At 61.1% G+C, this 14821-nt stretch carries 9 protein-coding genes; 6 read left to right on the top strand and 3 right to left on the bottom strand.

The window, feature by feature from the left end; translation table 11 throughout:
- Positions 1–1011 precede the first annotated feature (1011 nt).
- Together HMPREF0762_RS06500 and HMPREF0762_RS06495 are read left to right on the top strand one after the other, a co-directional pair.
- Positions 1012–1377 carry an MGMT family protein gene (locus tag HMPREF0762_RS06500; RefSeq protein ID WP_006362754.1) on the top strand — a complete coding sequence of 122 codons (366 nt, stop codon included), beginning with the start codon at positions 1012–1014 and terminating at the stop codon, positions 1375–1377.
- Positions 1378–1621: 244 nt separating this feature from the next.
- A complete protein-coding gene (locus tag HMPREF0762_RS06495; protein WP_040619368.1) occupies positions 1622–3424 on the top strand; it encodes a flavocytochrome c in 1803 nt (600 codons plus the stop codon).
- A 198-nt stretch (positions 3425–3622) separates the two neighbouring features.
- Here HMPREF0762_RS06495 and HMPREF0762_RS06490 read toward each other — a convergent pair whose 3' ends face one another.
- Both HMPREF0762_RS06490 and HMPREF0762_RS06485 read right to left on the bottom strand, forming a co-directional pair.
- Positions 3623–5182, bottom strand: coding sequence for a helix-turn-helix transcriptional regulator (locus tag HMPREF0762_RS06490; protein ID WP_245935536.1), 1560 nt, complete (start codon positions 5180–5182; stop codon positions 3623–3625).
- 236 nt (positions 5183–5418) lie between these two features.
- Positions 5419–7347, bottom strand: coding sequence for an FAD-binding protein (locus HMPREF0762_RS06485; protein ID WP_006362750.1), 1929 nt, complete (start codon positions 7345–7347; stop codon positions 5419–5421).
- A gap of 323 nt (positions 7348–7670) precedes the next feature.
- Between HMPREF0762_RS06485 and HMPREF0762_RS06480 the strand changes: the two genes are divergently transcribed.
- From HMPREF0762_RS06480 to HMPREF0762_RS06470, 3 genes are all read left to right on the top strand, one after another.
- Positions 7671–9167, top strand: a complete 1497-nt coding sequence (locus HMPREF0762_RS06480) for a helix-turn-helix transcriptional regulator (RefSeq protein WP_160150969.1) — start codon at positions 7671–7673, stop codon at positions 9165–9167.
- Positions 9168–9410: 243 nt separating this feature from the next.
- Positions 9411–10145 (top strand): membrane protein, encoded by a 735-nt coding sequence (locus tag HMPREF0762_RS06475; protein WP_006362746.1) that lies wholly within the window; start codon positions 9411–9413, stop codon positions 10143–10145.
- A gap of 83 nt (positions 10146–10228) precedes the next feature.
- The gene (locus HMPREF0762_RS06470) at positions 10229–10966 is read left to right on the top strand and encodes a MerR family transcriptional regulator (protein WP_006362745.1); all 738 of its coding nucleotides are present in this window, start codon (positions 10229–10231) and stop codon (positions 10964–10966) included.
- Positions 10967–11202: 236 nt separating this feature from the next.
- Here HMPREF0762_RS06470 and HMPREF0762_RS06465 read toward each other — a convergent pair whose 3' ends face one another.
- Positions 11203–12957 (bottom strand): FAD-dependent oxidoreductase, encoded by a 1755-nt coding sequence (locus HMPREF0762_RS06465; protein WP_006362744.1) that lies wholly within the window; start codon positions 12955–12957, stop codon positions 11203–11205.
- Between the two features lie 209 nt (positions 12958–13166).
- Here HMPREF0762_RS06465 and HMPREF0762_RS06460 point away from each other — a divergent pair, with 209 nt between their 5' ends.
- Positions 13167–14744: a helix-turn-helix transcriptional regulator gene (locus tag HMPREF0762_RS06460; protein WP_147286826.1), complete on the top strand. Its 1578-nt coding sequence runs from the start codon at positions 13167–13169 to the stop codon at positions 14742–14744.
- The last annotated feature ends 77 nt before the right edge of the window (positions 14745–14821 follow it).

Genomic DNA, 14821 nt, shown 5'->3' with positions numbered 1-14821 from the left:
TCGCAGACGATAGGGGTTCGGTTCGCGAGCGCGCGAGCGATAGTGTTCGCTTCCTCAGGTCCTGGCCGCCAACTTCGCTCGGTCCGCGAGCGCGCAGGCGATAGAGGATCGGTTCGTTTGCGGCCTTCGACTTGAGAGATCGTAGGGTAGACACGGATTCGGTTCGCTTTCAGACCGCACGACCGAGAAGCGACGTGAGCTCGGTTCGTCTTCGACCCAAAAGAACCATACCAGAGCACGGAAGCGCAGGAAATACCCGCGCATCCTGTCATGGCCGGCCGCATACGGGAAGCCTTGCTCATGTGCGTTGCCGTTGCGTTCAGGGGGGGTCGGGATGTTCGGATTAACCGCTTCTCAAACTGCAATGAGTTCTCCCGCTGTTTTTGCCAGAAATCGCGAGCTTTGCGAATTTACAAAGCTATTTCGTGTCCAACTGCCAGAAATTGCGAGCTTAGAGGGGTTTGAACACGATTCGCGTTGGAAACTCTGTCGCGCTCCGTGAATGATGATGCAATATATAGTGTGTCAAGACGTAATAACACTATATAGTGAGCTCGTCATGGCCTCTTTCATGGAAGGCGACTTGCAAAATGCCACTAAGCGTAGATATTTTGTCAGAAGGGTCCGATTGGGCTTACAAGGAGGGTTCAATTGGTTTTCGCATTCGTCCTCGCGGGACTCTCATGAATGCCTTCGCGTGAAGAGCGAAGACCGAAGAACTAAAAGCGAAGGGCGAAGACCGGAGACTGGAGAATGAAGAGCGAAGAGCGAAGGCCGGAGAGCGAAGAACGGAGAGCGAAGACCGAAGACCGGGAGCTAAAAGCGGAAGGTGAAGACCCAAAACCGAAGACCCAAAACCGAAGACCCAAAACCGAAGACCCAAAACCGAAGACCCAAAACCGAAGACCCAAAACCGAAGACCCGATACCCAATACCCAAGACCCAAGACCTCCTGGAGGAGCATGCAGGAGGCACTGAGGCCCTTACACCCGAAACCTCTATAATGCTGCCATGGGCGCATTCTCCGACAAGGCATTCGACATCGTGCGACGCATTCCGCGCGGACGCGTCATGTCCTACGGCGCTGTCGCGCGTGCGATCGGCGAGCCTCGCAAGTCCCGCTTCGTGGGTTACGCTATGCGTAACAATCCTGATCCGGATATCTATCCCTGCCACCGCGTCGTCTTCAAAGACGGCGCGATCTGCGATTCGTATGTCTTCGGCGGTCCCGAGGTGCAAAAACGCCTGCTCGAGCAGGAGGGCGTACCCTTTCTCGATGATACGCACGTCGATATGGCGAAGTGCGCCTGGACTCCTGGGGAAGACACCTTCGGCCGTCCGACCGATATCGACTGGGAACGCGAGATAGGGGACTGATTCCGTCGAGCCACGCATCCTATCATGTCGGCTTCGTCGTTTGGGCCGCGCGCTGGATGGCCGTGTTGCCGCATTCCAGGTGTCGGGTCGTTCGTGGCGAATCGCATCAATATCCTCCCTCTGGGGGGATGCCGTTTTCCTGCGAATCCGACCTGCGCTGCGATAGCCTCCGCGTCGCCTGCGCGCCAATCTGTCCCCAAGTGCCGGCAAGGGACCGGCTGAAAAAGGGATAGAGGAGGAAACGATGGCGAAGCTATCTCGGAGAAGCTTTCTTTCAGGGAGCATGATCGCGGCGGCCGGAGGCGCAAGCCTGTTTCTGGGCGCGTGCGCGTCGGACGGCGGCGCGGCCAAGATCCCGCAGAGCGGCCAGATCGCAGGATCGGGCTCGTCGACGGGCAAAGGCGGCGAGCTGAACGTCGAATGCGTGCTCGAAGATGGCAAGCTTCTGCATATCAACGTCTTGAAATCGCAAGAATCCGCCGGTGTCGGCACCGAGGCCATCGATGTGCTCAGCAGTCTTATCGTGGACAATCAGACGCTCAACGTAGATGCCGTCTCGGGCGCGACGCTTTCGAGCCGCGCATTCATCTTGGCTACCGCTGATGCGCTCAAGCAGGCGGGCGAAGACGCCGACGAATGGAAGGCGCGTGCCAAAGCCGTGCCTGCCCTGCCCGACAGCATTCCGACCGATGTCGATGTCGTCGTGGTGGGCGCCGGCGGCGCCGGATATGCCGCAGCGCTGACGGCGGCCCGCAACGGATCGTCGGTCGTCATGATCGAGAAGCTCGGCATCACGGGCGGCGATACCATTCTTTCGGGCGGCGCCATTTCCGTTCCGAATAACTATTTCCAGCGCCGCGACGGCATCGAGGATAGCGTCGAAAAGCTGGCCGAAGACATGCTCGTGGGCGGCGACAACATCGGCGATCCCGAGCTCGTGCAGGTCATCGCCGAGGGCGCCTACGACGCCATGGAATGGCTCACCTTCGAGGCCGACGTGGCATGGCAGCCGTACCAGCAGTTCTTCGGCGGGCACTCCGTTGCTCGCTCCCTCGTGCCGTACGGCCAGGAGGGCAGCGAGATCATCGTGAAGCTCGACAAGCGCTGCAAGGAGGTCGACGGGCTGACCATCGTGCGCAATATGAAGGCCGAAGAGCTCGTCGTCGAAGGCGGCGCCGTGACCGGCGTCAAGGCGACGCACACGCTATCCGGCGATCCGTATACGTTCAAAGCGAAGCATGTGATCCTGGCGACCGGCGGCTTCGGCTCGAATGTCGAGATGCGCGTGAAATACAACCCCAAGATGGACGAGAACATCCTGTCCACCGACAGCGTGGGCGCGACGGGCGACGGCATCTCGATGGCCGAGGCGATCGGCGCGAATCTCATCGACATGCAGTACATCCAGACGTATCCGACCTGCGATGTCGAGACCGGCGGTCTTCTGTACACAGGCAATATGCGCCTCAACCAGAACGCCATCTGCGTCAACAAGGAAGGCAAGCGCTACGTCGAGGAGCTCGAGCGCCGCGACGTCATCTCCGAGGCTACGACGCAGCAGACCGACGGCGTCGGCTATATGGTCTTCACGCAGGAACAGGTCGACAAGACCGGCGTGTTCAATGCGAATAAGAGCGAGGTCGAAAACCTCCTGGCGCGCGAGAAGATGGTCAGGGGAGACACGCTCGAGGAAGCTTGCAAGCCCTTCAGCATCGACGCGGCCGAGCTTCAGAAGACCATCGATACCTGGAACGGCTACTGCGCCGCCGGCAAGGACGACGACTTCAACTACCGCGGGACCCTCAATCCGATCAACGAAGGCCCTTACTACGTGATCGTCTTCAAGCCCTCGGTCCATTACACCATGGGCGGCCTGCACATCAATCCGCAGGCTCAGGTGCTCGACGACGCAGGCGAACCCATCTCCGGCTTGATGGCGATCGGCGAAGTGGCCGGCCATAAGATGGGCGACAACCGTCTCGGCTCGTGTTCGATCGCCGATGCGTTCGTCTTCGGCCGCCGTGCCGGCGAGGCCGTTTCGAAATAAGACATCCTGCCGCGCATGGCTGTCGCAACCCCTCCTCCATGCGCGGCGTATGCTGCAGCCGTTCCTGCGCGTGCGTGCTCGGCATCGGTCGAGCCGGATCGGCCGCCTCGCCCGCCTTCATGCGATCCCCTCCCGCGTGAAGGCGGGTTTTTAGGTCTTGTTCCACCCCTCCGCATGAAGACGGGATTTTTTCAGGCTCTATTCCAAGCTCTCGAGAAGCTCGAGCAACGATTGGCGGTTCGATGTCTTCGTCTTCTCGTAGATATGCCCCAGATGGGTCTTCACCGTGCTCTTCGAGATGAAGAGCTTCTTTTCTATGTAGGGGCTGGAATAGCCGCCGGCCCAGTAGCCGAGGATCTCGGCCTCGCGCGGCGTGAGTCCGTAGCGCCTGACGGCGAGCGCGACGTGGTCGCGTGGTTTCGCCCGGTCTTGCACGGAAGCTTCCGGAGTTGAGAAGAATCCTCGGGAAGGGAGCCCTACGGCGAGGAGCAACGCCATCATGAGCGCGAGGAGCACCACGATGCTGAGCGTCTGGCCGGTAGGCGCGACCAGGGATGCGGATTGCCCGGCCACGCTGCCGAGCCATTGGGCGCAACGCAGCATGGCCAGGATGAACAGGGCGGATACCTGATCCTGCGCGAATGAGCGCACCAGCATGAACCACACCACGTACTTGATCGTCTCCGATCCGACGAGCGCGATGCAGAACGCGGCGCCCCCCGAGAACGGATCGAGCTCCGGGGGAATGAGCGCGGCAATGACCATGAGGGGAAATGCGACATAGAAGGTGAGGGAGGCGTTCTTTTGATGCAGGCAGTAGGCGAGGAGCACGGCGACGAGGCTCGCAAGCGCGGGCACGCCGGCGGATAATGCCGAGGATAGAACGCCGCCTGCCGCGTATCCGCCGATCACGCCTGTTGTGCGCATGGCTCCGTATCCGAAGAAGGCGAGGGCGACGATGACGAGGTGCGTCGCGGGGAGCTGCTTTGCAAGCTCTTTGAGCGATGGAGGTCGGGTTGCGACCGGGCTCGTGCCGATATCCCGCGCAAAGAACGCGCTTGCGCGGCCGTTCCGCCCGAGAACCCCGCTCGCGTTCGCATCGCCGTGCGTGGTCGAACCCAGAGCGCTGCGCTGCACGGCATCGGGGCCGGCCTCTTTTCCGGAAGGCTTCGCCTGGCCACCGTCGCCCTTGCTTCTTTTCGGTATCGAATCGGCTGCAAGGAACGAGAGCATCCCGGCAATCGAAAGCACGATGGCGGCTGCGATGACGGCTTCGCTTGCGAGCAGCGCGCATGCGACGAAGAGCACGTAGCCGAGCACGTAGGCGGCCGCCACGGTGAGCGCCACCGTCCTCACGCCGCCCAGGCTGATGCGTTCTTCCCATAGGAGCCTCAACGTGCTTCCCGCTCCGCTGAGAGCGAATGCGATGGAGAGCTGCTGGACCGACTCGTCGCCGCGCGAAAGCGCGAGCAGAACGACGGCGGCGATCGAAAGCCCGCAGAACAGGGCGAATGCGGCGAAACGGAGGAAAGCGCTGGGCGAGCGAAGGGCGATTCCCGCGATCAAGACGGATGCGACGACCGTCGCTATGCCTTGAACCACGAACGCGACGCTCGCGCCTGCAGCATCCCAGGGACCTATCATGAGCAGGGGGCCGTTCCAGAACAGGAAGCTCCAGGCGATGTAGCATGCAAGCCCGAACATGCTGAGAAGCCTCGCGCCGCGCATGCGCGGCGCATCGCAGGCATGATTTCGCAACGCCTTCTCCTTGAACCGTGTGCCCGAAAGCGGGAATGCGCGATCGCGCGCCTCCCGCTCCGCTTTCGTCCTTTGCGCCGTGCGTCCGGCTTCGGCGGCGGGGAACGATCTTCGTTCGCTGAATGCGATTGATTCTAGCATGGTCGTCTGCCGAGCCGGCCGGCTGAGACGATCGGTTGCCGCATTGCATTCGGATTTCGAGCACGAGCAAGGGATGAAGCCGCGACGGCAGAAAGCTACTTCTTCGCCAGAGCCTTGCCGAGCACGCGGCCGAGCGTCATGGCCATGCCGAGGGTCAGACCGGAAATCGCGGTCGAGTACTGCACGGCGAAGCGGCCGCCGCTGTTGTTGCCCGATGCGTACAGCCCGAGGATAGGGTTGTAGTTCTTGTCAAGCACGCGCTGGTCGTCATCGATGACCAGTCCGTTCAGGGCAACCGTGCCGAGCATGGGCTTCTCTTCGACGCTGTACATGCCGAAGAACGGAGGTTCGCTCACGTCGAGGAGCAGCTTGGGGTCGCGCCCGAAGTCTTCGTCCTCGCCCTGGGCGCAGTATGCGTTGTACTGGTCGATCGACTTTGTGACGCTTTTCTTCATGGCGTCGTCGAAGCCCATGTATCCAAGCAGTTCGTCAAGAGAGTTCGCACCCCAGGCGCACACCGTGCCGCCGTCTTCGGTTTCCGCGCCTTCGGCGCCTCGGTCGACCCAGGATTGGAAGAGCTTGTCGTAGTCGGTGGCGTCGGCGATGCCGATCGGCTGGGAGAAATGCTCAGGCGGCATCTTCGACATCATCTTCTTCCACTTGTTGTCGAAGAAGTAGAAGTAGCGGCCCGGCTTGCGACGCTCGACCTGGTCGAGCGTTCCGAAGATACCGAGGAACGCCTCGTCGGTGAAGCGCTTGCCGTTCATGTCGAGGCAGACGAACGGAGCGCCCCAGGGATTCTGGCTCGCGCCGCCTGCGCCTGCGGCGAGGCGGTCGGCCGTCACCTTGAATCCGGCGCCCCAGCGAAGCACGTTGGTGGGGAAATCTTCGCTGTCGAAGATGACCTGGGGCGAGACGAGGCAATGGGGAGACGGGTCGATGGAGCCGCCTGCCCACATGCCCATCTTGATGCCGCTACCGTCGCGGCCGAACACTTTGCACTTCATCTCGTCGACATTAAGCCCATGCGACTCGTACAGGGCGCGGCGCTCGTCCTGGAGGGCGTAGTACATGTCGTGGTTTCCGCCGTAATCGCCGCAGGCGAGCACGATGCCTTTCGTTCCGACGAACTTGTGGTAGGCGCCGTCGGCGTCCTGGGCGATAACGGCGGTCACCTTCGTGCAGGGGGTGTCTACCATCTGCTCCGATATCGTGTTGCTGTCCTTGTCGAACACGGTTGTCTTGACGGATTCGGTCGTCTCTTCGGTGATGAGCTTGACGCCCGTGTGCTGCCAGTACCATTTCGATCCGGCGGCTTCGGCGGCCTCGATGAGCACCGGCGCCGTGTCCTGGAAGTTCACCTGGACGCACCCGCGATAGCATTTGTAGCCGTTGATCTCGGCGCCTTCGTCGAAGTAGTCGTCTCCCACGTAGCTTCCGGGCTCGTTTTCGATCACGAGGGCATCCACGACGTTCTGGGGTGCGCGCTCGACGATCCAGTCGAGCATTTCTCCGGAGTTCTCGGCGTACTGCTTCACGAGCCTCGGATTGGTCTTATTGCGGTTGCGGCGCTGGTATTCCGCTACGAACTCGCTGACCTTCACGGGCTCGATGCCGTGATCGAGCAGATAGTGCGAGTTGAGGTTCGCGATGTCATGCAGGCCGTAGTAGGTCATCGTCTTCTGGTCCTGGGCTTCGAGGACGGCGACCTTCGCACCCGCTTCGGTGGCGGCGGTAGCGCACATGGTGCCCGCGTTGCCTCCGCCGACGATGACGATATCGGTTTCGATGGTGTCGACGATGGAAGCCTCGTCGATTTCGGGCGCCTCGCCGAGCCACGAGGGCGTGCCGGCGGTTGAAGCGCCGGCAGCAGCGGCTCCTTGCGTCGATTTCGAAGCGTTTTCCGCAGGAGCGCATCCGGGAAGCGCTGCGGCTGCGGCTGCCGTCGCGCCGATGCCGGCAGCGACTTTCAGGAATCCGCGGCGATCCATATCGAAGGCCGTGCCCTTCTCACGTTTCATCATGTTCTTCCTCCCTATTCGCGGACGCCGGATGCGTCCGTTCACCGCTGCACGATAGCGTTCGGCCGGTCGATGCGAATCATCATGCGGTGAGGAAAAGCCGCAGATGAGAAGAAATCACCCGAGAATGATGAGAGGATTAGGGGAAGGGAACAGCATTCCGCTCGATTTTTCGCCGTGCGAGAGAGAAAGAGAGAGAGGGGTGCCCCATCATGCGCATGGCGAGAATGCGCGCGGAATACGGTTTCGGCCGCATGCATGCGGCGTCTCTCGCATGCACTACAATGGCTCTCATCGATTTCTCGTGTATACGTGAAAGGATTCCCGTGCCGTCGTCGATCGTTGCATGCGCCAAAGAAAAGGCTTCGAAAGGCCTGCTCGGCCGCTCTCTTGCCTTGTCTTTCGCAATGGCTTCGATCGTGGTGTGGAACGGTCTCGTCTTCAGGATGAAGGCGTTCGGATTCGTGTCGCTCGGCATCCCTCTCCTCTCTCAGCCGCGTTCGGATGCAGCCTGGCTGTCCGCGCTGATCGCGATGGCGGTTTCATGTCTCGCGATCGCCATCCTCGAGCGGAAGGGCGGAAATGCCTCGGATGACGACCGGCTTTCCGTATGGCCTCTCGCAAGCGGGTCGTTGCTCATGACCGTCGGAGGGGTAGGGCTCATGCTCTTCGGAGACGAAACGATGCCGTGCGTGTCGTACGGAGCTCTCTGCGGTGCAGGCTTGACGGCCTTGCTCGGTTCCTGGATGCCCGTCGTGACGCGTGTGTCTCTTTCCGATCTTTTCATCGGGGGATCCGCGTCTTTTTTCATTGCTGCATGCATGTTCGGCATGATGGGCGTTCTGCCCGCGATGCCGGCGCGAGCCGTCCTGTGCATTCTTCCTCTCGTCTCGGCCGTCGCCTTACGGCATGCCCTGAGCGACGATGCACTGTTCGAGAAAGCCGAGGGAGAATCCGATTTTCAACAAGGGTCGCTTTTCCAGGTCGTGTGTTTCTGCATGTTGGGATTCGCGTTCTTCATGGGAATCCTCGGCTTCGATTTCGACGCCTTGCCGTCGGATGAGCTGCTGCGCAGTCAGGCGCTCATCATGGGAGCGGCGGCGCTCGTATCCTTCGCTGTGCTCGGCCTTATGCGTCGGTTCGGGGCGATGACGTACCTTTCGCTTGCGAATCCGCTTCTTTTGGCGACCGCGCTCGTGCTTCTGCCTCTATCGGATGCTTCGCGGCTTGTCAGGATAGGCATCGTTCTGGCGCAGGCCTCGCTCTTCTTTTCCTTCGTCCTGGTTGCCATGGCGCTGCGCGCGCGGAACGCGTCCATCGGCGCCCGTCGCTACCTTGCGCTTCTGCTCGGCGCCTCGTCGGGCGTCACCTTGCTGGGCATTCTCGTCGGCGGCGTCGTTCGCAATGCATTCGGCCTGGATACGGCGGCTATCGCGCTGACCGCGCTGTTCGCCATATATTTCATCTTCCTCATGTTCGTCGTGTCCATGCGTAAAAGGGAGACGGTCGAGCATGTCGTGGAGCATGTGATCGCGGGCCCTGTGATAGACGAGGCTGCTCTTGCGCGAGCTCGTGCCGAGGTCATAGCGGCGCGTTTCCCGCAGCTTTCAAGGCGCGAAAGGGAAGTCCTCGAGCTGCTTCTGCAGAACTACAGCAACGCGCGCATAGCCGATGCGCTCAGCGTTTCAGAGAATACGGTCAAGACGCATGTCCGCCATATATACGGGCGCCTCGACTTGAATTCACGCCAGCAGCTCCTGGCGCTCGCCGAATCCATCCCCCTTAAGGAAACGGATGGGCAGGAGGGCTTCCCGGTTTCATGACGGTGTCTGCTTTTCGCCTTATGGGAGGGGATTGAGGGGCGTTCGGGATTCAGGGAGCGACTGGGTTCGAGACGATGTCGTCAGGCGGTTCGAAGGCCGTGCAATCGCCTTCATACGTTGTGATTCCAACAGTCATGCGCTCGTCCTCGGAGTAGGCTTGCGCGATGTGCCGTCCTTCTTGCGAGTGCGGCAGTTCCGTCAGCTCTTTTCGCCCGCATCCGGGCAACGCATGTGGAGGTGCGCATGATTCCCTTCGTTCCCGCCGTCGTTCCCAACATTCTGCAGGCGCTTGTCCTCGTCATCGTGTTCTCGCTCGTGCTCGCACCGTATATGAGGAAGCATGCAGGCGCGTTCTATCTCGGCTTCCTGGCATTCTCGCTCGCGAGCTTCCTGCCTGCGATGGATGCGAATCCGGCGTTCAAGACCGTCGTGGACCTGTTCGCAAGCTGCTATACGGGCGTCGCCTTCTACCTCGTCGTCATGTTCATCGGTGCATTGCCCAAGCGCTGGCAGGCCGTGCGCAGGCTTCTGGCTGCGCGTTCCGAGCTCAGCGTCATCGGCGGCATCGTCATCTGCGCGCACGTTGTCAAGGTCGTGTTCATGGTGCCTCTGTCGCTCACCTTTTATTGGGGCTATATCTGGGGCGATGCGGCGCCGTACATGCTTTTGGCCTGCACGGTGATCGGCGCGCCGCTGCTCGTCTGCTTTCTCGTGCCCTGGATCACGTCGTTCAAAGCCGTACGGAAGAAGATGAGGCCTGCAACCTGGAAGAAGGTGCAGAGGCTCGCGTATCCGTTCATGGCGCTGCTTGTCGCGCAGGGCATCCTGCTCGGGATGGGGCATGCGGTTTACGTTGGAACCGATGCCTCGGAATTTCCCACGTATGTGGCGACATCGGTGACGTATGCGGTCATGGGCATCGCGTATCTCGCGCTGAAGCTCCATATGCGCTTCTCGTCGAGTCATGCGAAAGACTGAAAAATTTTTTCGAATTCCCGGTTGACCCTGACGTTACGTCAGGGGGTATACCTGTTTCTGCAGGAAAGGACAGGAGGTTGCGCATGGGCCATTCGATCAAGGAAGTAGCGGACATCGCGAAGGTGTCCGTCCGGACGCTTCACCACTACGACCGAATCGGCCTGCTTTCGCCGCGCAAGCTCGACAACGGGTACCGCATCTATGACGATGCGGACCTCAAGACTCTGCAGAGCATCCTTTTCTACAAGTATCTAGGGTTTTCTCTGAAGGAGATCGCCGGGCTCATGCAGGGCGATATCGACAGGATATCGCTGCTCGAGCGTCAATTGCAGCTGATCGAACAGGAGCAACGGCGCATGGAAGAGCTTGTGCGAACGCTGAAGAGAAGCATCGAAGAGGAGAAAGGCGGGCCGATCATGACCGCAGAAGAGAAGTTCAAGGGTTTGACTTGGAACGACAGCAAGGAATATGAGAACGAGGCGCGAAAGCGCTACGGCAACGACGTCATCGATGCCGGCATCGCGCGGCAGAAAGGAAAGGAAGACGAGGCGACCGATGCGTTCAACGACGTGTTCTTCGCGTTCGCGCGCAATCTGGAGCAGGGGATCGCGCCTGACGCTGCGGAGAACATCGCCATCGCGCAGCGTCTCTTGAACGTGCTGAGGACCTATTCGTTCGATTGTTCGATCGAGGTGTTCGGGCATATCGGCAAGGGGTATGCGGCCGATCCGCGCTTCAAGGCGAATATCGACAAGTTCGGAGAGGGTACGGCGCAGTACGCGAGCGACGCCATCACGGCCTTCGTGAAGGCGAGCGCATAGACGCTCGTCGAAGCAGAGCATGGCTTCGGACATCGGATATGCGCGGCTTCGGATGAACGAACGCGCGTCCTCAGATGGGACGAAGCATCTTCGAAGCCGGCACGTGCGTATGTCGATACGATCGACGGCCATGACTTGCAAAACGAGGCAGCCTCTGGTCGCGCAAGCTTCCAGGGGCTGCCTCGTTGTATGCCGCATCTTGAAGGAGGGGTGGATGCGGCGGGATAGGTCAATCCTTACGCGATGTCTCCTGCCAGGAAGCGGGCGGCGTAGCGGCCGAAGGTGACCTGGCGGCCCAGGCAGTTGCCGACCAGATACACGGGGTAGTTGCCCGCGTAGTAGCTGCCCGACGTGGTGCCGACGGCATGCAGTCCCTTGATCGGTCGGCCGTCCTTGCCCAGAACCTGCGTGTGCTTGTTGATGCGCACGCCGTCGAGGGTGGTCAGCAGGCTGCCGCCGAACCACGCGCCGTAGAACGGGGCCTCGCGGATGGCGGAGAGGCGATAGGCTTCCTTGCCGAACTGCGTATCTTCGCCGGCGTCGTACAGGGCGTTGTAGGCGTCGACGGTGGCGAGGAAGGTGGTCTTGGCATCGCCCGTGAAGCCCAGCTTGTCGGCAAGCTCGTCGAGCGTGTCGGCCTTCATCATGAGGCCCTTGCTCAGATATTTCTCGTCATAGGCCTCGTCGACGGTCTTGTCCTTGAGCTGCATTTTCCAGGTCATGGCCGAGCATCCTTGGGTTTGGAACCTCTGCACGTCGTCAGGTGCGTTCACATCGAAGACCTGGCACCATACGCCGCCGGGATGCTGCGCGGAGGCGAAGGGGATCGCATCGTAGTTCGCGGATTCGTTCGCGATGCGCTCTCCGTTGCGGTCGACCTTCAAAAAGGGCTGAGAACCGAGGTTGAATTGGCCGTTCGTTGCCCACGCACCGGTCTCGTCCATGCCTGCGTCCACGCCGGGGGCGACGACGCCGCGGTCGAAGACCATCGTGGCGCCCACGGCGTCCATATCGGCGCCTGCCCAGAGCGCCGCCTTGATGCCGGCGCCGGTGTTGTTCTGGTTGTAGTTGAGCGAGGTGACGCAGCGGACGGCCTCGGGATCGCGTGCCTTGAGCATGTCGGGGTTGGCCGGGTAGCCGCCGGTAGCCAGGATGACGCCCTTCGCAGCGTTGATCTGGATGTTCCCGTCCGGCGTGCTGAAGATGGCGCCGGCCACCGCGCCGTCGTCGCCCTGGACGAGCTTCTGGAGGTCGTAATTGTACAGCACCTCGCCGCCGTCGTTGACGATGACCTGGGTCATGGCCTTCACATGGTCGGTGCGGCCGCGATCATCCACGAAACCGGGATTGGAGATGTGGTGGCACTCAGGGGGAATGAAGTACAGGGTGCCGCCCGCTTGGCCGTCTCCGCCGTTCTCCACATCGACGACGACTTCGGAGGCTTCGCCGAAGTGCTTCTCGTAGGTGTCGGCGATCCATTCCACGGTTGCGCCGGAGTTCTCGACCCAGGTGCGGGCGACGGACTGGTCGTTCTTGAAGGAGGCGTAGCGCGCCCATTCATTGAGCCAACGGCCCTCGCTGAAGTCGATGCCCTGTTCGATCTGATAGCGGGAATGGATTGCGCCGATGTCGAAGTGGGCCGCTGCGGCGTCGGGCGCCTTATCGACGATGATGTACTTCGCGCCGAGCTCGGCCAAGGTCGCGCCGGCCATGATGCCGGACATACCCGCGCCGACGACCAAGATATCGGTTTCCTTTGTCTCGGCGATATCGCCGATCTCGGGAGCCTCGCCCAGCCAGTCGCTGCCGGCTGCGTTCTGCGCAGCACCGCCGGCCGCCACGGCCTTCTCGGCGGTTTCGTCGACCGTCTTCGGCGCGCAGCCTGCGAGCGCAAGCGCTCCGAGGGCGCTTGCGGCGCCGGCGCCGGCTAGGAAGTTGCGACGCGACATTCCCTTGGATTCGTTCATGTATATCCCTCCTACGACGTTCATTCCCGAGACGATTCCTTCGCCGTCCCGCGATGCGCCCGAGGATAGGGCGCATGTTTCGCTGCCGCATCACCCCCGATGGGGCCTCTTGTGCGGAACTCGCCGCGAGAACCGCTCACCCACGATGGGGTATTTCGCGGGGTAGATGCTTCCATCAGGCATGATGCTCGACTATCCTAGAAGCTGGATTCGAAGGAAGAAGAGGGGGAAACGTGTCTCGGCAAGCGTCGCGCTCTGCGTCAACCGATAAGGATTTCTCCGCATCGTCGATCAAACCCGATCCAATGCTCGATGTGACCTCGCCCGATGCGCGCACGCGCGCCTTCGCTTTCGGAGGAACGCGCGCAGGCGTCGCGACCCGTTTCGTCGCATCCATCGTGCTTCTGCAGCTTTCCGGCGTTATCGTGAACGGAACCGTCTATCCCGAACTCGCAGGCTTCTTCGGCATTGGACGCGAGATTTCGACCCTCATGACGGCGCTTGCATTCCTTCTGCTGGGCGTTCTTGCGACGCGCCGGCCGTCCCACATCGATGCGCGCCGTTTTTCCCAGATCGCACTCGTAATGGCCGCAGTCGTCGTTCCCTTGCTCGGTTTCGCGGTTTCATCTCAGAGCATACTTCTCGTCCTTGCGGGCATGCTCTTGCGATCCGTGTCGTCTGCGTGGGCCATCGTGGTATTCGCCATTGCCGTCCTGCGCTTTTCCGATGCGCGCATCGTGGTCGTTCTCGTCGGCATCGGTGTCGCAGCTTCAAGCCTTGGGTTTTCTGCGGCACCCGCGTTCCAATCGGGACCATACGTCGCATCGTGCGCGCTTGCGCTGACCGCGGCTATCCCCATCATCCTGCTCTACCCTGATAGCGAGCCGTATTTCACGCGTATCCGCCAAGCATCGATCGCAAGCGCCTTAGGAGTCGACACCTTCGGCGGCACGCGGTCCGTGGCGGGCCTGCTTCTCTGCATGCTTCTTATAGGCGTGGCCACGGGCTTCGGGCTCACATTCAACGAGGTGAACGATTCGCCGCTCGTCACGGTGTCCGATAGCCTGGTCCTTTCTCTCATCATCGTGGGCGCGGTGGTGCTGGAGACATTCAAGAAGACGGGTACGGTCAGGCCGAGGCGTTCTGTGGATGACGCGCTTTTCACGATGGTGGTTCTCTTCGTCCTGGCAGGTTGCCTGATCGCGCCGCTCGCATTCGGTCGCGATGCGACGACTCCTAACATCCTTCTGCGCGTCGGCCACGATGTGTTCACGATGTTGACCTGGCTCGTCATCTATTCCATCGGTAGACGTAACGTGTTCGCCGCCCTGCCGGTTCTCGCTGGCGTGCGCATCGCGGCGGGAGTCGGCATCACCTTCGGCGCTGCGGGCGGCCATTGGGTGAATGGCGTCCTGGCCAGCGATCCATTCATTGCTCAAGCGGCTGTCGCAGCGTTCATCATGGCATTCGTTGCGTTTCTTTGGATCGGGTTCCGCGATTTCAGCTTCGGTCGCGCCATCGAAGGCATCGAAGAAGTGGAAGACGCGGGAATCGAGCGTATGGGCGGCTATCTGGATGAGAGGTGCGAAGTGCTTGCTCGAGCATATGGGCTCACGACGCGCGAGCTCGAGATTCTGGGCCAGCTTGCGCGCGGGCGCGACGGAAAGTTCATTGAACAGGAGCTTGTGCTTTCCTACAACACTGTCAAGACCCATATCAAGCACATCTATCAGAAGCTCGGCGTCCATTCGCGCCAAGAGCTTCTCGATCTCATCGAGGGTAAAGGCGGACGCGGCGGCGTCAAGGCATAGACGAGGGCGCTGGATGCAGCGATGTCCAGCTTGCGCAGCCTCTCGCGCGACGCCTTTAGGTCATGCATGCGTCGCAA

The organism is Slackia exigua ATCC 700122 (genome assembly GCF_000162875.1).
GTDB classification, from domain to species: Bacteria; Actinomycetota; Coriobacteriia; order Coriobacteriales; family Eggerthellaceae; genus Slackia; species Slackia exigua.
The sequence above is the reverse complement of the archived record's forward strand: the minus strand, read 5'-3'. Positions and strand labels throughout refer to the sequence as shown.

What these genes read in the sequence shown, in the direction of transcription:
- HMPREF0762_RS06495 (WP_040619368.1), top strand. Translation starts at nt 1,622, where the DNA reads ATGGCGAAGCTATCTCGGAGAAGCTTTCTTTCAGGGAGCATGATCGCG.
- HMPREF0762_RS06485 (WP_006362750.1), bottom strand. Translation starts at nt 7,347, where the DNA reads ATGATGAAACGTGAGAAGGGCACGGCCTTCGATATGGATCGCCGCGGA.
- HMPREF0762_RS06470 (WP_006362745.1), top strand. Translation starts at nt 10,229, where the DNA reads ATGGGCCATTCGATCAAGGAAGTAGCGGACATCGCGAAGGTGTCCGTC.
- HMPREF0762_RS06500 (WP_006362754.1), top strand. Translation starts at nt 1,012, where the DNA reads ATGGGCGCATTCTCCGACAAGGCATTCGACATCGTGCGACGCATTCCG.
- HMPREF0762_RS06475 (WP_006362746.1), top strand. Translation starts at nt 9,411, where the DNA reads ATGATTCCCTTCGTTCCCGCCGTCGTTCCCAACATTCTGCAGGCGCTT.
- HMPREF0762_RS06465 (WP_006362744.1), bottom strand. Translation starts at nt 12,957, where the DNA reads ATGAACGTCGTAGGAGGGATATACATGAACGAATCCAAGGGAATGTCG.